The following is a 17506-nucleotide window of genomic DNA, read 5'->3' on the forward strand; positions in this document are numbered from 1 at the left end:
GCGCCCGGCCCCTTTCACTTTAGTGATGAACCAGCATGCCGGTCAGCCAGTAAGCCTGGATCAGGGTGATCAGGCCGACGATGGTGGCGAAGAACAGGCTGTGCTTGACGGTGAAGCGGAACAGGTCCGATTCCTTGCCGACCAGGCCGGTGGCGGCGCAGGCCACGGCGATCGATTGCGGCGAAATCATCTTGCCGGTCACGCCGCCGCTGGTGTTGGCGGCTACCAGCAGGGTGTCGTTGACCCCGATCTGGTGCGCGGTGGTGGCCTGCAGCGAGCTGAACAAGGCATTGGACGAGGTGTCCGAGCCGGTCAGGAACACGCCCAGCCAGCCGAGGAACGGCGAGAAGAACGGGAACGCTGCGCCTGTGCCGGCCAGCACCAAGGCCATGGTCGAGGACATGCCCGAGTAGTTGGTGACAAAGGCGAAGGCCAGCACCATGCCGATCGACAGGATCGGCCAGCGCAGTTCCCAGAAGGTCTCTTTGAAAGTGGTAAGACCAGTTTTGAAGTTGATCTTCAGTACCGCCATGGAAATCAGTGCCGAAAGGAAGATCGCGGTGCCGGTGGCAGAGATCGGGTCCAGCTTGAACACCGCTGGCATGGCGGTTGGCGCGGCAACGATCGGGGCGGTCTTGATGACCAGCTGGTCCAGGTGCGGGATGGCGAAGTTGAACACGAAGTTGTACATCGCGCCGCCCGGGGCGAAGGCCGCCTTGAACGGCTTCAGGGTCCAGATGGTGACCAGCACGGTGAGGATCAGGAACGGCGACCAGGCCTTGAAGATCTCGCCAAAGCTGTAGGGGCTTGGCTGGCTGCCGCTTGGCTGGACCACGGCGGCGCCGACGCTGCCCTTGGCTTCGCCGAACGAACGCTTGGGTTGCCAGACTTTCAGGAACAGGGTCAGGCAGATCAGGCTGGCCAGGGCCGAAGTGATGTCAGGCAGCTCTGGGCCGATGAAGTTGGAGGTGAAGTACTGGGTGACGGCAAAGCTCAGGCCGGCGACCAGGGCAGCGGGCCAGGTTTCCTTCACGCCACGCAGGCCGTCCATCATGAACACCAGCCAGAACGGCACGAACAGCGACAGCAGCGGCAGCTGGCGACCGGTCATGGCGCCGATGTGGAAGGCGTCGATGCCGGTGACCTGGCCGGCCACGATGATCGGGATGCCGAGGGCGCCGAAGGCCACGGGGGCGGTGTTGGCGATCAGGCAAAGGCCGGCGGCGTACAGGGGGTTGAAGCCCAGGCCTACCAGCAGCGCGGCCGTAATGGCCACGGGTGCGCCAAAGCCTGCCGCACCTTCCAGGAAGGCACCGAAGCAGAAGCCGATCAGCAGTACTTGCAGGCGCTGGTCGTCGGTAATCGACAGCACCGAGCTGCGGATCACTTCGAACTGGCCGCTCTTGACCGTGAGTTTGTACAGGAACACCGCGGCAACGATGATCCAGGCAATTGGCCAGAGGCCGTAGAGGAAGCCGTAACCCGCAGCGGCGAAGGCCATGTCGACAGGCATCTGGAAGGCGAAGATCGCTACCAGGATCGACAGTGCCAGGGTGATGCTGCCAGCCACGTGGCCCTTGAGTCGGAACACGGCCAGGGCGAGGAAGAAGAACACGATCGGGATGACCGCCGCGAGTGCGGACAGGCCAAGGCTACCAAGCGGGCTATAGAGTTGTTGCCAGGTTTGCATATGGGGTGGCCCCTAATTGTTGTTGGTCAGGCACTGGCATTGGATAATTGGTAAGACCAATTTACAATGGCTGGTCGCTAGGTTAAAAGGGCTGTCGTGGGTGTGTCAATTTGTCCCGTGCAAAACTTTGGTCGCGTGCCGATGAGCGGGGGTCTGATGTGCTCGGAAAATCGCGGCTTGATGGGTGTTTGCGTGGCCTGGATCGGCGAGAATAGGCACCCCCTGAAATTTGCCGGGGGTTTGTGGAGAGCATGTGATGGTTTTTGATCAGGTACGCCAACGGCGCCTGTCCGACGACATTGTCGATCGGCTGGAAGGGATGATTCTGGAAGGCACGCTGACCTCGGGGCAGCGGCTGCCGGCCGAGCGCGTCCTGGCCGAGCAGTTTGGTGTGTCCCGCCCGTCACTGCGTGAGGCGATCCAGAAGCTGGTGGCCAAGGGGCTGCTGGTCAGCCGCCAGGGTGGCGGCAATTTTGTTGCCGAATCGCTGGGGTCTACGTTCAGCGATCCACTACTGCAATTGCTCGAGCACAGTGCTGAGGCGCAGCGGGACCTGCTCGAGTTCCGCCATACCCTGGAGGCGTCCTGCGCCTATTACGCGGCCCAGCGTGCCACCGAGCCGGACCGGGCACGGTTGAAGGCGGCCTTCGATACGCTGCAGGACTGCTATGCCAGGGTCGATGAGGTGACCCGTGCGGAAGAGGGCGCGGCTGATGCGCGCTTCCACCTGGCGATTGCCGAGGCCAGCCATAACGCGGTGTTGCTGCACACCATCCGGGGTTTGTTCGACCTGCTGAAACGCAACGTGGTGACCAACATCGGGGGCATGTACCAGCAGCGTACCGAAACCCGGGACATGCTGATCAGTCAGCACCGGGAGCTGTACCTGGCGATTGTCGAGGGCAGGGCGGAGGATGCGCGGGAAGTGTCCAGCCGGCACATTTTGTATGTGCAAGAGGTGCTGCATGAGGCCCACGAAGAGGCGCAGCGGGTGGCGCGGGCGGAGCGGCGCAGCGGGCGCTGAGGCTTTTATGGGCAGTGCTGCCTTCTTCGCGGGCAAGCCCGCTCCCACAGGATAGGCGCCGGGCTTGAACCTGGTGCCATTCCTGTGGGAGCGGGCGTGCCCGCGAAGAGGCCGGAACAGGCTAGAGACTGATTAGTCTTCCTTGCCTTTGTTCCGCACAGCCCGCTGCAGCTCGCGGTTGGAATCGCGTTCGCGCACGGTGTCGCGCTTGTCGAATTCCTTCTTGCCCTTGCCGAGTGCGATTTCGCACTTGATCAGGTGCTTGCTCCAGTACAGCGACAAGGCCACGCAGGTGTAACCCTTTTGCGCGACCGCAGCTTCCAGCCGTTCAAGCTCGCGCTTGTTCAGCAGCAGCTTGCGGGTGCGGATAGGGTCGGCGATGACGTGGGTGCTGGCCGTGGTCAGCGGGGTGATGTGGCTGCCGAACAGCCAGGCTTCGCCGTCCTTGAGCAGCACGTAGCTGTCAACGAGGTGCGCCTTGCCGGCCCGCAGGCTTTTTACTTCCCAACCGGACAGGACCAGCCCGGCCTCGAACTTGTGTTCGATGAAGTAATCGTGTCGCGCCTTCTTGTTCTGCGCGATGGTCCCGGTCGGATGTTTCTTTTGCTTAGCCATAGGGGCCGCATTATAGGCAACTCGAAGCGTCGTCCGCTACGGGATTTCGGTGTGCTTGAGCCACCGGAATGAATACCGGACAATACAAGGCCTGTCATACGCACAGAACCTGTTTTCGGCACGCTGCGAAGCACCGCCACCCAGCCTTGGAAGTGACGCCTGGATGACTACCCATATTCAACGCTCCGCCCTGCTGCCTTACCCTGCCCAGGCGCTCTACGATCTGGTCAACGATGTGGCCAGCTACCCTGAGTTTTTGCCGTGGTGCTCGGCCTCGACGGTGATCGAAGCCGGTGACACCCACATGCGCGCCAAGCTCGAGGTGGCCAAGGGGGGCATGAGCCAGCACTTCGTGACGCGTAACGTACTGGTGCCGGGGCAGTCCATCGAGATGAACCTGGAGGAGGGGCCGTTCACCCAGTTGCATGGTGTTTGGGTGTTCAAGCCGCTGGGCGAAAAAGCCTGCAAAATCAGCCTGGACCTGTCCTTTGATTACGCTGGGCCGATTGTGCGCGCCACCTTGGGGCCGCTGTTCAACCAGGCAGCCAATACGCTGGTTGATGCGTTTTGCCAGCGTGCCAAGCAACTGCATGCCTGACTGAGTACGCGACAACAAAAAGCCCGGAACAAGTCCGGGCTTTTTTGCATCTGCGTGCCGATTACTGGGTTTCCAGCGGTGCCGGAGTCGGGACCGGGGTGGTCTCGATGGTATCGATCTCGCGCTGGATGGACTCTTCGGTCGAGCCAGGTTTGGCTGGCTTTTCTTCAGGCTGAACAGCTGGCTGCTTGGTCTGGCCTGGCTCGGTGGCCGGGCTGACCGTGGTGTCGCCGCTGCCACCCAGGATTTCCTGGTCGCGGCTGACGCCCGGCATGAAGTCGCCAGACAGGCTGACCAGCTGGTCGCTTTCGTTGAAGAAAATGCTCATGCGCTCCTGCTGGCGTTTGCCGCCACCAGGTTGCAGGCTGTACAGGTAATCCCACCGGTTGGTGTTGAAGGTGTCCTGAATCAGCGGGTTGCCCATGATAAACCTTACTTGCCGGCGGGTCATTCCGGGGCGTAATTGGTCTATCATGTCTTGCGTGACGACATTGCCCTGCTGGATGTCGATTTTGTAAACCCCGGGAAACGAGCAACCGGCGAGTGCGAGCAGTCCCGCGAGGGCGAGGCTGTTTAGCAAGAGCTTGGTGTTTTGCATCGGTGGGCGACTTCCACTATCTTGGCTGGACAACGTAAACCCCGATCATACCCGTATTAAGAGAAGCTGCGAAGCAGCATCGGCGAGAAAGCTGACCATGGTTGAAAATAGCGAATTGCGCAAAGCCGGTCTCAAGGTGACCCTGCCTCGAGTTAAGATCCTTCAGATGCTCGATTCTACCGAGCAGCGTCACATGAGTGCCGAGGACGTCTACAAGGCGCTGATGGAAGCTGGCGAGGACGTCGGCCTGGCCACCGTGTATCGCGTACTGACCCAGTTCGAAGCGGCGGGCCTGGTGGTTCGCCACAACTTCGACGGCGGCCACGCTGTGTTCGAGCTGGCCGATGGCGGTCACCACGACCACATGGTCAACGTGGATACCAGCGAAGTTATCGAGTTCATGGATGCTGAAATCGAGAAGCGTCAGCGTGAAATCGTGGAAGAGCACGGTTTCGAGTTGGTGGACCACAATCTGGTCCTGTACGTCCGTAAGAAGAAGTAACGATTTTTTCGTTACGGATGACAAAGGCGACCTTCGGGTCGCCTTTGTGCTTTCTGGGGTTGAAAAATGTGTTGCCCGTGCCGGCCTCTTCGCGGGCGCGCCCGCTCCCACAGGTACATCTCAGGTTTAAGATCCTGTGATCACCCTGTGGGAGCGGGCGTGCCCGCGAATCGCCCTGGGAAAGAAAGGATCAGGCCTTCCCGCTCACCACCATCTTGCGCGCATGGGCCAGGGATTCCTTGGTCAGGTCGATGCCGCCCAGCATTCGCGCCACTTCCTCGACTCGCTCGCGCTTGCCAAGGCTAGCCACGGCGGTATGGGTGGTGTCGCTGTTGCGTACTTTGTGCACGAACAAATGGTGATGCCCCTGCGCCGCCACCTGCGGCAGGTGGGTCACGGTCAGTACCTGGCCGCGCTCGCCCAGGCGCCGCAGCAGTTGGCCGACGATTTCTGCCGTTGGCCCGCCAATACCTACGTCAACCTCGTCGAACACCAGGGTAGGAATGCGCGAGGTCTGCGCGGTAATCACCTGGATCGCCAGGCTGATACGTGACAGTTCACCGCCCGACGCCACTTTCGCCAGGCCCTTGAGCGGCTGGCCAGGGTTGGCGCTGACCAACAGTTCGATCTGCTCCAGGCCATGGGGTGACAGTTCGGCGCCTTCGTTCGCTGTCAGTTCGATGCAGAAACGCCCGCCGGGCATGCCCAGGCGCTGGATTTCATGCTCCACGGCCACTGCCAGCTGCTGGGCAGCCTGCTGGCGCAGGGCGCTGAGTTCGCGGGCCTTCTCTTTATAGTGCTGGGCAAAGGCCGCCAGTTCTTCGCCAAGCTGCTCGATCGATTCGTCGCTGGCGTTCAGGCCTTCCAGCTCTTCCATCAGCTGTTGCTGCAGGTGGGGCAGCTCGGTCGGGTGCACGCGGTGCTTGCGTGCCAGTGTATAGATAGTGTCCAGGCGCTCTTCCAGTGCCTGCAGGCGCATCGGGTCGGCGTCGAAGTTGTCGAGGAAGCGATTGAGTTCACCCATGGCCTCCTCGACTTGAATCTGCGCGCTGGCGATCAGGTTGGCGGCTTCGCCCAGTGCCTTGGGCGAATTGGTGGCAGCGCCCAGGCGGTTGAGGCTGGCGGTGAGGGCGCTGAGCACATTCCCCGAATCGCTTTCGCTGCACTGGTCGATGACCTGCCGGCAGATGCCGAAAAGGGCTTCGGCGCTGGTCAGGTTTTTGTGTTCCTGCTCCAGTTGCTCCAGCTCGTGTTCACCCAGGCCGAGGTTGTCCAGTTCTTCCAGCTGGTAGCTCAGCAACTGATGGCGCGCGCGTTGCTCGTCACCGGAGTTGGACAGGCGCTCCAGCTCGAGGCGGGTCTGGTTCCAGCGTTTGGCGGCCAGTTGCACTTGGCGGGCCAGGTCGACCGCGCCGGCGTACTCGTCGAGCAGGCGGCGGTGGGTGTCGGTCTTGAGCAGTGACTGATGCTCGTGCTGGCTGTGGATGTCGATCAACAGCTCGCCCAGTGCCTTGAGGTCGCCAAGCGGGCAGGGCGTGCCATTGATGTAGCCACGGCTGCGGCCTTCGGCGGTGATGACCCGGCGCAGGATGCACAGGCCGTCGTTGTCCAGGTCACGCTCGGCCAGCCAGGTGTGCGCCTCGGGGATGTCCACCAGGTCGAACGTGGCGAGGATGTCTGCCTTGTCGGTGCCGGGGCGCACCACGCCGCTGTCGGCACGGTCGCCCAGGGCCAGGCCGAGGGCGTCGAGCATGATCGATTTGCCAGCACCGGTCTCGCCAGTGATGACGGACATACCGCGGGCGATTTCGAGGTCGAGGTGCTCGACGATGGCGTAGTTGTGAATGGACAGGTGCACCAGCATGGGGGCGGCTCCCGAAAGTCAGGTCTGGTTATTTATACAGTACTTTTTTCAGGCCTGCCAATGCCCCTTGGCAGATTCTGTTTCGGGCTGGAAAACCACCTTGCCCCTTGAAGCTGGTTTTTCCGGCCCCATATAGCCGACATCCAAGGCGAGCCTGGCTCGCAGTCCACAAAATTGCGCAGGAGAGACCCCATGGCTGACGAACAGCTGAACGAAAAAGACCTTAATGTTGAAGAAACTGGTGCAGAAACCACTGCTGACGCCCGTGTTCTGGAACTCGAGGAACAGCTGGCCGCCGCCAAGGACCAGTCGCTGCGCGCTGTAGCCGACTTGCAGAACGTGCGCCGTCGCGCCGAGCAGGATGTCGAAAAGGCTCACAAGTTCGCCCTGGAAAAGTTCTCCAGCGACCTGCTGCCGGTGATCGACAGCCTGGAGCTGGCCTTGGCCCACTCCAGTGCCGAGGACGAGCACGTCAAGCAGATCCGCGAAGGCGTCGAGCTGACCCTGAAGATGTTCCAGGACATCCTCAAGCGCTACCACCTCGAAGCGGTCGACCCGCACGGTCAGCCATTCAACCCTGAGCACCACCAGGCCATGGCCATGCAGGAAAACGCCGAGGTCGAGCCAAACAGCGTGCTGAATGTGTTCCAGAAGGGTTACCTGCTGAACGGCCGCCTGCTGCGCCCCGCCATGGTGGTGGTGAGCAAGGCGCCGAGCGCGGCGCAACCCTCGATCAATGAAAAGGCTTGAAATCCTCCGGGGCATCCCCATCTAGGTGTCAAGCCTTCAAGTATTACCGCAGTTGGCCAAAGTAGTCGCTGCTACCAAATTCAAGTTTCGGGAGAGTTAACATGGGTAAAATCATCGGTATCGACCTGGGGACCACCAACTCGTGCGTCTCCATTCTGGAAAACGGTAACGTCAAGGTCATCGAAAACGCCGAAGGTGCGCGTACTACCCCTTCGATCGTGGCCTACGCCAACGACGGCGAAATCCTGGTCGGTCAGTCGGCCAAGCGTCAGGCTGTGACCAACCCGCACAACACCCTGTTCGCAGTGAAGCGCCTGATTGGCCGCCGCTTCGAAGAAGACGTCGTGCAGAAAGACATCAAGCTGGTGCCGTACAAGATCGTCAAGGCGAACAACGGTGACGCCTGGGTCGAGGCTGCTGGCAAGGAAATGGCTCCGCCGCAAATCAGCGCCGAAGTCCTGAAGAAAATGAAGAAGACCGCCGAAGACTACCTCGGCGAGCCTGTGACCGAAGCGGTCATCACCGTTCCGGCCTACTTCAACGACAGCCAGCGTCAGGCTACCAAAGACGCCGGCCGCATCGCTGGCCTGGACGTAAAACGCATCATCAACGAGCCGACTGCCGCTGCACTGGCTTACGGCATGGACAAGGCCAAGGGCGACCACACCGTCATCGTTTATGACCTGGGTGGTGGTACCTTCGACGTTTCGGTCATCGAAATTGCCGAAGTCGACGGTGAGCACCAGTTCGAAGTACTGGCTACCAACGGCGACACCTTCCTGGGTGGTGAAGACTTCGACATGCGCTTGATCGACTACCTCGTCGACGAGTTCAAGAAAGAGTCGGGCATGGACCTGAAGAACGATCCTCTGGCCCTGCAGCGCCTGAAAGAAGCCGCAGAAAAAGCCAAGATCGAGCTGTCGTCCGCCCAGTCGACCGACGTCAACCTGCCGTACATCACTGCAGACGCCACCGGTCCTAAGCACCTGAACGTGAAGATCTCCCGCGCCAAGCTGGAGTCGCTGGTCGAAGACCTGGTCAAGCGTACCATCGAGCCTTGCCGCATCGCCCTGAAAGACGCCGGCATCGACGCCAGCAAGATCGACGACGTGATCCTGGTGGGCGGTCAGACCCGCATGCCACTGGTGCAGAAAGAAGTGGCCGACTTCTTCGGTAAAGAAGCGCGCAAGGACGTCAACCCGGACGAAGCCGTCGCCATGGGCGCCGCCATCCAGGGTGCTGTTCTGGCCGGTGACGTGAAAGACGTGCTGCTGCTGGACGTCAGCCCGCTGACCCTGGGTATCGAAACCATGGGCGGCGTGATGACTGCGCTGATCGAGAAGAACACCACCATCCCGACCAAGAAGTCGCAGGTGTTCTCGACTGCCGACGACAACCAGGGCGCCGTGACCATTCACGTACTGCAGGGTGAGCGTAAGCAGGCTGCGCAGAACAAGTCGCTGGGCAAGTTCGACCTGGCTGACATTCCGCCAGCACCGCGTGGCGTTCCACAGATCGAAGTGACCTTCGACATCGACGCCAACGGCATTCTGCACGTAGGCGCGAAAGACAAGGCTACCGGCAAGACTCAGTCGATCGTGATCAAGGCCAACTCCGGCCTGTCGGACGAAGAAATCGAGCGCATGGTGCGTGACGCCGAGGCAAACGCCGAGGAAGACCGCAAGTTCGAAGAGCTGGCCGCCGCCCGTAACCAGGGTGATGCGCTGGTTCACTCGACCCGCAAGATGGTCGCTGACGCGGGCGACAAGGTCACCGCTGAAGAGAAAACCGCCATCGAGGCTGCCGTTGTTGCCCTGGAAGCCGCTGTCAAAGGCGACGACAAGGCTGCGATCGACGCCAAGGTCGAAGAACTGTCCAAGGTGTCTGCCCCGGTTGCCCAGAAGATGTACGCCGAGCAGTCGGCCGAGCAGCCTCAGGGTGGCGCGCAGCAGGCTGAGCCGGAAGCCAAGCACGATGACGTGGTCGACGCCGAGTTCGAAGAAGTGAAAGGCGAAGACAAGAAGTAATCGTTGCATGTTGTCGGCCAGTTCATCGTCGTTTGCCGGTGAGCTGGTAGGATGTCGCCGCGCGGGGGCTTGCTCCCGCGTTGGCGTATCTGGAATTCGAGAATTTTTACAGCATCTGTCAGCGGCCTGTTCGGGCGAGTGGCAGGTGCTGATGGCGCGGCGCAGATGCCGGACGCCCAACAAGGTGCAAATGACCTATGTCCAAGCGTGATTATTATGAGGTACTGGGTGTCGAGCGCGGCGCCAGCGAGTCTGACCTCAAAAAAGCCTATCGCCGCCTGGCGATGAAATACCACCCGGACCGCAACCCGGGTGACAAAGAGTCGGAAGACATGTTCAAGGAGGCCAACGAGGCCTACGAAGTGCTGTCTGATGCCAGCAAGCGCGCGGCGTTCGACCAGTATGGCCATGCGGGTGTCGACCCGAGCATGGGCGGTGGTGGTGCGGGCTTCGGTGGCGCCAACTTCTCCGACATCTTCGGTGATGTGTTCAGCGACTTCTTTGGCGGTGGCCGTGGTGGTGGACGCGGTGGTGCCCAGCGCGGCAGCGACCTGCGCTACACCCTGGAACTGAACCTGGAAGAAGCGGTGCGCGGCACCACGGTCAGCATCCGTGTGCCAACCCTGGTCAACTGCCAGCCGTGCGACGGCTCCGGCGCCAAGAAGGGCTCGACCCCGTCGACCTGCCCGACATGTGGTGGCATCGGCCAGGTCCGCATGCAGCAGGGCTTCTTCTCGGTGCAGCAGACCTGCCCGCGTTGCCATGGCCAGGGCAAGATCATCACCGATCCATGCACCTCGTGCCACGGCGAAGGCCGTGTCGAGGAGTACAAGACGCTGTCGGTCAAGGTGCCGGCGGGTGTCGACACCGGTGACCGCATCCGCCTGTCGGGCGAGGGCGAAGCCGGTACCCATGGTGGCCCGACTGGCGACCTGTATGTGGTGATCAGCGTGCGTGAGCACGAAATTTTCCAGCGTGACGGCAAGCACCTGTACTGCGAAGTGCCGATCAGCTATACCGATGCTGCCCTGGGTGGCGAGCTGGAAGTGCCGACCCTCGACGGCCGCGTTAAGCTGAAAATCCCGGAAGGCACCCAGACCGGCAAGCAGTTCCGCCTACGTGGCAAAGGTGTGGCGCCCGTGCGTGGTGGTGGTGCCGGTGACCTGCTATGCCGTGTGGCGGTGGAAACCCCGGTCAACCTCAGCCGCCGTCAGCGCGAGCTGCTCGAAGAGCTGCGTGACTCGCTGGAAGGCGACAGTTCGCACTCGCCGAAGGCCAGTGGCTGGTTCGATGGCGTGAAGCGCTTCTTCGGCGATCTCTGACAAGGAAAAAGCTATGCGACGTATTGCAGTGATGGGCGCGGCTGGGCGGATGGGCAAGACCCTCATCGAGGCCGTGCAGCAACAACCGGGGGGCGGGCTGACGGCAGCGGTCCATCGTCCGGACAGTTCGCTGGTCGGCGCGGATGCAGGTGAGCTGGCGGGGCTGGGGCGCATTGGCGTACTGCTGTCGGATGACCTGGCCAAGGTGGTTGATGAGTTCGATGTTCTTATCGATTTCACTCATCCGTCTGTCACCCTGAAGCACCTGGCGTTTTGCCGCAAGCACGGCAAGGCGATGGTGATCGGCACCACCGGTTTCAGCGTCGAAGAAAAGCAGTTGCTGGCCGAGGCGGGCAAAGACATTCCAATCGTGTTCGCAGCCAACTTCAGTGTGGGCGTCAATCTGAGCCTCAAGTTGCTGGACATGGCTGCGCGGGTGCTGGGCGATGATGTCGATATCGAAATCATCGAAGCGCACCACCGGCACAAGGTCGATGCGCCGTCGGGCACTGCGCTGCGCATGGGTGAAGTGGTTGCCAATGCGCTGGGCCGTGATCTGCAGGAAGTGGCGGTGTATGGCCGTGAAGGGCAAACCGGCGCGCGTGATCGCAAAACCATCGGTTTCGCTACCGTGCGTGCCGGCGATGTGGTCGGTGATCACACCGTGTTGTTCGCTGCTGAAGGCGAGCGCCTGGAAATCACCCACAAGGCCTCCAGTCGCATGACCTTCGCCAAGGGTGCCGTGCGTGCGGCACTGTGGCTGGATGGGCGCGAGCCTGGCCTGTACGATATGCAGGATGTGCTCGAGCTGCGTTAAGCCGTGAGTGGGGTATTGGCTGCTTCGCGGGCTTGCCCGCTCCCACAGGTGCGGCGTTGTTTTTGGGGCTGGTGCGATCCCTGTGGGAGCGGGCGAGCCCGCGAAGAGGCTGGCGTGGATGTCAGCCTGTCGCATCGATGTGTTTTAGAGACACATTCACGGTAGACCGAAAACGCACTTTTCTGTAAGCTACAGCTTTAGTGTGTCCACTAAAAGCGCGCAGCGAATTGAATTCAGCACATGAAAGCGGGGTGACGTGTCCATACGTCACTCCGCTTTTTTGCAACCTGCGATCGCCCTTTCATGCTTGATTTACGGGAGGTCTTCTTGACAAAGCCAGCCATACTCGCCCTTGCCGACGGCAGTATTTTTCGCGGTGAAGCCATCGGTGCCGACGGTCAGACCGTTGGTGAGGTGGTATTCAACACCGCTATGACCGGCTACCAGGAAATCCTTACAGACCCTTCCTACGCGCAGCAAATCGTTACCCTGACCTACCCGCACATCGGCAATACCGGTACTACGCCGGAAGATGCCGAGTCGAACCGTGTCTGGTCCGCTGGCCTGGTCATCCGTGACCTGCCGCTGCTGGCCAGCAACTGGCGTAACACCCAGTCGCTGCCTGAGTACCTCAAGGCCAACAACGTCGTTGCCATCGCTGGCATCGACACCCGCCGCCTGACCCGTATCCTGCGTGAAAAAGGCGCCCAGAACGGTTGCATCCTCGCCGGTGACAACATCAGCGAAGAAGCCGCCATCGCCGCCGCCCGCGGCTTCCCAGGCCTGAAGGGCATGGACCTGGCCAAGGTAGTTTCCACCAAGGAACGCTACGAGTGGCGCTCCAGCGTGTGGGAGCTGAAAACCGACAGCCACCCGACCATCGACGCAGCCGACCTGCCCTACCATGTGGTCGCCTTCGACTATGGCGTGAAGCTGAACATCCTGCGCATGCTGGTTGCCCGTGGCTGCCGCGTGACCGTGGTGCCGGCCCAGACCCCTGCCAGCGAAGTGCTGGCACTCAACCCGGACGGCGTGTTCCTGTCCAACGGCCCTGGTGACCCTGAGCCGTGCGACTACGCGATCCAGGCGATCAAGGAAATCCTCGAAACCGAGATCCCGGTGTTCGGCATTTGCCTCGGCCATCAGCTGCTGGCCCTGGCTTCCGGCGCCAAGACCGTGAAAATGGGCCACGGCCACCACGGTGCCAACCACCCGGTCCAGGACCTGGACACCGGTGTGGTCATGATCACCAGCCAGAACCACGGCTTCGCCGTTGACGAGGCAACCCTGCCGGCTAACGTTCGCGCCATTCACAAGTCGCTGTTCGACGGCACCCTGCAGGGTATCGAGCGTACCGACAAGAGCGCGTTCAGCTTCCAGGGCCACCCTGAAGCGAGCCCAGGCCCGACTGACGTCGCGCCGCTGTTCGATCGTTTCACCGATGCCATGGCCAAGCGCCGCTGAGCATCCTGCTTCAAGGCCCCGGGCCGGCACACGCCGCGCCCGGCAGCGCCTGACCCAGATTGTTCAAAGCGGCTTGCCGACTGACCCCGGATTTGAGTGACCACCATGCCAAAACGTACAGACATCAAAAGCATCCTGATTCTCGGTGCCGGCCCGATCGTGATCGGCCAGGCCTGCGAATTCGACTACTCCGGCGCCCAGGCTTGCAAAGCCCTGCGCGAGGAAGGTTTCCGCGTCATCCTGGTGAACTCCAACCCAGCCACCATCATGACCGACCCGGCCATGGCTGACGCCACCTACATCGAGCCGATCAAGTGGCAATCGGTGGCCAAGATCATCGAGAAAGAGCGCCCGGACGCCGTCCTGCCGACCATGGGTGGCCAGACCGCCCTGAACTGCGCCCTGGACCTGGAGCGCCACGGCGTTCTGGAGAAGTTCGGCGTAGAGATGATCGGTGCCAACGCCGACACCATCGACAAGGCTGAAGACCGCTCGCGCTTCGACAAGGCCATGAAGGACATCGGCCTGGAGTGCCCGCGCTCCGGTATCGCCCACAGCATGGAAGAGGCCAATGCGGTCCTCGAGAAGCTCGGCTTCCCATGCATCATCCGTCCATCGTTCACCATGGGCGGCACTGGCGGCGGTATTGCCTACAACCGTGAAGAATTCGAAGAAATCTGCACCCGTGGTCTGGACCTGTCGCCGACCAAGGAACTGCTGATCGACGAATCGCTGATCGGCTGGAAAGAGTACGAGATGGAAGTGGTCCGCGACAAAAAGGACAACTGCATCATCGTCTGCTCGATCGAGAACTTCGACCCGATGGGCGTGCACACCGGTGACTCGATCACTGTTGCCCCGGCGCAGACCCTGACCGACAAGGAATACCAGATCATGCGCAACGCCTCGCTGGCGGTGCTGCGTGAAATCGGTGTGGAAACCGGCGGTTCCAACGTCCAGTTCGGCATTTGCCCGAATACCGGCCGCATGGTCGTCATCGAGATGAACCCGCGCGTTTCGCGTTCCTCGGCGCTGGCATCGAAGGCCACCGGCTTCCCGATCGCCAAGATCGCCGCCAAGCTGGCCATCGGCTACACCCTCGACGAACTGCAGAACGACATCACCGGTGGCCGTACCCCGGCGTCCTTCGAACCGTCGATCGACTACGTCGTCACCAAGCTGCCACGCTTCGCCTTCGAGAAATTCCCGAAAGCCGACGCCCGCCTGACCACCCAGATGAAATCCGTGGGTGAAGTCATGGCCATCGGCCGTACTTTCCAGGAATCCCTGCAGAAAGCCCTGCGCGGCCTGGAAGTCGGCGCCTGCGGCCTCGACCCGAAAGTCGACCTGGCCAGCCCGGAAGCCGGCAGCATCCTCAAGCGCGAACTGACCGTGCCGGGTGCCGAGCGTATCTGGTACGTCGCCGACGCCATGCGTTCGGGCATGACCTGCGAAGAAATCTTCAATCTGACCGGCATCGATATGTGGTTCCTGGTGCAGATGGAAGACCTGATCAAGGAAGAAGAGAAGGTCAAGACCCTGGCCCTGTCGGCAATCGACAAGGACTACATGCTGCGCCTCAAGCGCAAGGGCTTCTCTGACCAGCGCCTGGCTGTGCTGCTGGGTATCACCGACAAGAACCTGCGCCGTCACCGCCACAAGCTGGAGGTGTTCCCGGTGTACAAGCGCGTCGACACCTGCGCCGCCGAGTTCGCCACCGACACCGCCTACCTGTACTCCACCTACGAGGAAGAGTGCGAGGCCAACCCGTCCACCCGCGACAAGATCATGATCCTGGGTGGCGGCCCGAACCGTATCGGCCAAGGTATCGAGTTCGACTACTGCTGCGTACACGCCGCCCTGGCGCTGCGTGAAGACGGTTACGAGACCATCATGGTCAACTGCAACCCGGAAACCGTCTCCACCGACTACGACACTTCCGACCGCCTGTACTTCGAGCCGCTGACCCTGGAAGACGTGCTGGAAGTCTGCCGCGTCGAGAAGCCGAAGGGCGTGATCGTTCACTACGGCGGCCAGACCCCGCTGAAGCTGGCCCGCGCCCTGGAAGAAGCTGGCGTTCCGATCATCGGTACCAGCCCTGACGCCATCGACCGCGCCGAAGACCGTGAGCGCTTCCAGCAGATGGTTCAGCGCCTGAACCTGCTGCAGCCGCCAAACGCCACCGTGCGCAGCGAAGAAGAAGCCATCCGTGCTGCTGGCAGCATCGGCTACCCGCTGGTCGTGCGCCCGTCCTACGTACTGGGCGGTCGTGCCATGGAGATCGTCTACGAGCTGGACGAGCTCAAGCGCTACCTGCGTGAAGCGGTACAAGTGTCGAACGACAGCCCGGTATTGCTCGACCACTTCCTCAACTGCGCCATCGAGATGGACGTGGATGCGGTGTGCGACGGCACCGACGTGGTCATCGGCGCGATCATGCAGCACATCGAGCAGGCCGGCGTACACTCCGGTGACTCGGCGTGCTCGCTGCCACCTTACTCGCTGAGCAAGGAAGTGCAGGACGAAGTCCGTGTTCAGGTCAAGAAAATGGCGCTGGAGCTGGGCGTGGTCGGCCTGATGAACGTGCAGCTGGCCCTGCAGGGCGACAAGATCTACGTGATCGAAGTCAACCCGCGTGCCTCGCGTACCGTACCGTTCGTGTCCAAGTGCATCGGCACTTCCCTGGCGATGATCGCGGCCCGCGTCATGGCTGGCAAAACCCTGAAAGAGCTGGGCTTCACCCAGGAAATCATCCCGAACTTCTACAGCGTCAAGGAAGCCGTCTTCCCGTTCGCCAAGTTCCCAGGGGTTGACCCGATCCTCGGCCCTGAGATGAAATCGACCGGTGAAGTCATGGGTGTCGGTGACAGCTTCGGTGAAGCCTTCGCCAAAGCCCAGATGGGTGCCAGCGAAGTGCTGCCGACCGGCGGTACCGCGTTCATCAGCGTGCGCGACGACGACAAGCCACAAGTGGCTGGCGTTGCCCGCGACCTGATCGCCCTGGGCTTCGAAGTGGTTGCTACTGCCGGCACCGCCAAGGTTATCGAAGCGGCTGGCCTGAAAGTGCGCCGTGTGAACAAAGTGACCGAAGGTCGCCCGCACGTGGTCGACATGATCAAGAACGACGAAGTTTCGCTGATCATCAACACCACCGAAGGCCGCCAGTCGATCGCCGATTCCTACTCGATTCGTCGCAATGCGCTGCAGCACAAGATTTACTGCACCACTACCATTGCGGCTGGTGAAGCCATCTGCGAAGCGCTGAAATTCGGTCCGGAAAAGACCGTTCGCCGCTTGCAGGATCTGCATGCAGGACTCAAAGCATGAGTATTACCAAGTACCCAATGACCGTCCAGGGCGCCCGCGCCCTGGAAGAGGAGCATCTGTTCCTGAGCAAGACCGAGCGCCCGCGCCTGAGCCAGGCCATCGGTGAAGCACGGGAACTGGGTGACCTCAAGGAAAACGCCGAATACCATGCCGCCCGCGAGGAGCAGGGCATGGTCGAGGCGCGTATCCGTGATATCGAAGGCCGTCTGCAGAATTCGGTGGTCATTGATGTGACCACTATCCCTCATACTGGCAAGGTGATTTTCGGTACCACCGTGGTACTGGCCAACACCGAAACAGATGAAGAGGTGACCTACCAGATCGTTGGCGAGGATGAAGCCGACGTGAAGCAGGGCAAGCTGTCGAGCGGCGCACCCATTGCCCGTGCCATCATCGGCAAGGAAGAAGGTGATACCGTCGTCGTCAAGACGCCTAGTGGCACGGTCGAGTACGAGATTGTCGAAGTCAAGCACATCTGACCGGCGCCTGCGGGCGCCATCCCTTGAGGGGATCCTCTGGCAACTGGCCCAGGTATTCTGGGTCGGAGGCCTGTGGGTGTTCCACGTGGGGCTGGTGCCTGCGCTCAAGGTCAGTGGCCTGGCGCCGCTGCTGGTGCAGGATATCGCCGGGCAGATCGACCGCTGGTTGATCGGCGTGGCGTTACTTGGCTTGTTGACCCAGCTGGCAGTGCTGGCAAGGGTGGACGGCCTGGCGGCCTGGTGGCGGCAGTTCCGGGGCCAGATGCTGTTGCTCGGCTTCGGTGCCTGCGTGGGGTACTACACCTTGCGCTACGGCATTTCCGTCGGCGAGCGCTGGCAGATGTTCTGCTTCTTGGTGCTGGGCTTTTCCGGCATTGTCCTGGTGGCCCAGCCGGTGCCGGTCAGGGCGCGTCCGACGCGCCACTGACC

Annotated in this window: 15 protein-coding genes; 11 read left to right on the top strand and 4 right to left on the bottom strand. The window is 61.5% G+C overall.

What is annotated here, in order from left to right; genetic code table 11:
• Positions 1-19: 19 nt before the first annotated feature.
• Positions 20-1690 carry a lactate permease LctP family transporter gene (locus OO258_RS14900; RefSeq protein WP_110746129.1) on the bottom strand — a complete coding sequence of 557 codons (1671 nt, stop codon included), beginning with the start codon at positions 1688-1690 and terminating at the stop codon, positions 20-22.
• 256 nt (positions 1691-1946) lie between these two features.
• On the opposite strand from OO258_RS14900, the gene OO258_RS14905 reads away from it, so the two are divergent.
• On the top strand, positions 1947-2714 hold the full coding sequence (locus OO258_RS14905; RefSeq protein WP_003249911.1) for an FCD domain-containing protein: 768 nt from the start codon (positions 1947-1949) through the stop codon (positions 2712-2714).
• Positions 2715-2846: 132 nt separating this feature from the next.
• Here OO258_RS14905 and smpB read toward each other — a convergent pair whose 3' ends face one another.
• A complete protein-coding gene (gene smpB, locus OO258_RS14910; protein ID WP_266031246.1) occupies positions 2847-3329 on the bottom strand; it encodes an SsrA-binding protein SmpB in 483 nt (160 codons plus the stop codon).
• Positions 3330-3492: 163 nt separating this feature from the next.
• On the opposite strand from smpB, the gene OO258_RS14915 reads away from it, so the two are divergent.
• Entirely contained in the window at positions 3493-3927 is a 435-nt protein-coding gene (locus tag OO258_RS14915; protein WP_110746133.1) for a type II toxin-antitoxin system RatA family toxin, read from the top strand.
• A gap of 61 nt (positions 3928-3988) precedes the next feature.
• On the opposite strand, the gene OO258_RS14920 is transcribed toward OO258_RS14915, so the two are convergent.
• Positions 3989-4525 carry an outer membrane protein assembly factor BamE gene (locus tag OO258_RS14920; RefSeq protein WP_266031249.1) on the bottom strand — a complete coding sequence of 179 codons (537 nt, stop codon included), beginning with the start codon at positions 4523-4525 and terminating at the stop codon, positions 3989-3991.
• A gap of 97 nt (positions 4526-4622) precedes the next feature.
• Between OO258_RS14920 and fur the strand changes: the two genes are divergently transcribed.
• Entirely contained in the window at positions 4623-5027 is a 405-nt protein-coding gene (fur, locus tag OO258_RS14925; protein WP_110746137.1) for a ferric iron uptake transcriptional regulator, read from the top strand.
• A 190-nt stretch (positions 5028-5217) separates the two neighbouring features.
• Here the strand turns inward: fur and recN are convergent, their stop codons facing one another.
• On the bottom strand, positions 5218-6891 hold the full coding sequence (gene recN / locus OO258_RS14930; protein ID WP_266031252.1) for a DNA repair protein RecN: 1674 nt from the start codon (positions 6889-6891) through the stop codon (positions 5218-5220).
• A 192-nt stretch (positions 6892-7083) separates the two neighbouring features.
• On the opposite strand from recN, the gene grpE reads away from it, so the two are divergent.
• The 8 genes from grpE to OO258_RS14970 all read left to right on the top strand — a co-directional run bounded on the left by grpE (position 7084) and on the right by OO258_RS14970 (position 17504).
• Positions 7084-7641, top strand: coding sequence for a nucleotide exchange factor GrpE (grpE, locus tag OO258_RS14935; RefSeq protein WP_110746141.1), 558 nt, complete (start codon positions 7084-7086; stop codon positions 7639-7641).
• 101 nt (positions 7642-7742) lie between these two features.
• Positions 7743-9668: a molecular chaperone DnaK gene (dnaK, locus tag OO258_RS14940; protein ID WP_266031254.1), complete on the top strand. Its 1926-nt coding sequence runs from the start codon at positions 7743-7745 to the stop codon at positions 9666-9668.
• A 197-nt stretch (positions 9669-9865) separates the two neighbouring features.
• The gene (dnaJ, locus tag OO258_RS14945) at positions 9866-10990 is read left to right on the top strand and encodes a molecular chaperone DnaJ (RefSeq protein WP_110746145.1); all 1125 of its coding nucleotides are present in this window, start codon (positions 9866-9868) and stop codon (positions 10988-10990) included.
• A 13-nt stretch (positions 10991-11003) separates the two neighbouring features.
• The gene (gene dapB, locus OO258_RS14950; protein WP_266031257.1) at positions 11004-11807 is read left to right on the top strand and encodes a 4-hydroxy-tetrahydrodipicolinate reductase; all 804 of its coding nucleotides are present in this window, start codon (positions 11004-11006) and stop codon (positions 11805-11807) included.
• 327 nt (positions 11808-12134) lie between these two features.
• Positions 12135-13271, top strand: coding sequence for a glutamine-hydrolyzing carbamoyl-phosphate synthase small subunit (carA, locus tag OO258_RS14955; RefSeq protein WP_110746147.1), 1137 nt, complete (start codon positions 12135-12137; stop codon positions 13269-13271).
• 105 nt (positions 13272-13376) lie between these two features.
• Complete coding sequence (gene carB, locus OO258_RS14960; protein ID WP_110746149.1) at positions 13377-16598, top strand: carbamoyl-phosphate synthase large subunit; 3222 nt, start codon at positions 13377-13379, stop codon at positions 16596-16598.
• Between the two features lie 2 nt (positions 16599-16600).
• On the top strand, positions 16601-17077 hold the full coding sequence (greA, locus tag OO258_RS14965) for a transcription elongation factor GreA (RefSeq protein WP_024717413.1): 477 nt from the start codon (positions 16601-16603) through the stop codon (positions 17075-17077).
• Positions 17055-17504, top strand: a complete 450-nt coding sequence (locus OO258_RS14970; protein ID WP_110746151.1) for an MFS transporter — start codon at positions 17055-17057, stop codon at positions 17502-17504. The genes greA and OO258_RS14970 overlap by 23 nt, the downstream gene beginning before the upstream one ends.
• Positions 17505-17506 lie beyond the last annotated feature (2 nt).

The sequence above is a fragment of the Pseudomonas sp. DCB_BI genome (assembly GCF_026240995.1).
Taxonomy (GTDB): Bacteria; Pseudomonadota; Gammaproteobacteria; order Pseudomonadales; family Pseudomonadaceae; genus Aquipseudomonas.

Excerpts from the sequence above, each read along its gene's own strand:
- OO258_RS14900 (WP_110746129.1), bottom strand. The coding sequence starts at position 1,690 with ATGCAAACCTGGCAACAACTCTATAGCCCGCTTGGTAGCCTTGGCCTG.
- OO258_RS14905 (WP_003249911.1), top strand. The coding sequence starts at position 1,947 with ATGGTTTTTGATCAGGTACGCCAACGGCGCCTGTCCGACGACATTGTC.
- smpB (WP_266031246.1), bottom strand. The coding sequence starts at position 3,329 with ATGGCTAAGCAAAAGAAACATCCGACCGGGACCATCGCGCAGAACAAG.
- OO258_RS14915 (WP_110746133.1), top strand. The coding sequence starts at position 3,493 with ATGACTACCCATATTCAACGCTCCGCCCTGCTGCCTTACCCTGCCCAG.
- OO258_RS14920 (WP_266031249.1), bottom strand. The coding sequence starts at position 4,525 with ATGCAAAACACCAAGCTCTTGCTAAACAGCCTCGCCCTCGCGGGACTG.
- fur (WP_110746137.1), top strand. The coding sequence starts at position 4,623 with ATGGTTGAAAATAGCGAATTGCGCAAAGCCGGTCTCAAGGTGACCCTG.
- recN (WP_266031252.1), bottom strand. The coding sequence starts at position 6,891 with ATGCTGGTGCACCTGTCCATTCACAACTACGCCATCGTCGAGCACCTC.
- grpE (WP_110746141.1), top strand. The coding sequence starts at position 7,084 with ATGGCTGACGAACAGCTGAACGAAAAAGACCTTAATGTTGAAGAAACT.
- dnaK (WP_266031254.1), top strand. The coding sequence starts at position 7,743 with ATGGGTAAAATCATCGGTATCGACCTGGGGACCACCAACTCGTGCGTC.
- dnaJ (WP_110746145.1), top strand. The coding sequence starts at position 9,866 with ATGTCCAAGCGTGATTATTATGAGGTACTGGGTGTCGAGCGCGGCGCC.
- dapB (WP_266031257.1), top strand. The coding sequence starts at position 11,004 with ATGCGACGTATTGCAGTGATGGGCGCGGCTGGGCGGATGGGCAAGACC.
- carB (WP_110746149.1), top strand. The coding sequence starts at position 13,377 with ATGCCAAAACGTACAGACATCAAAAGCATCCTGATTCTCGGTGCCGGC.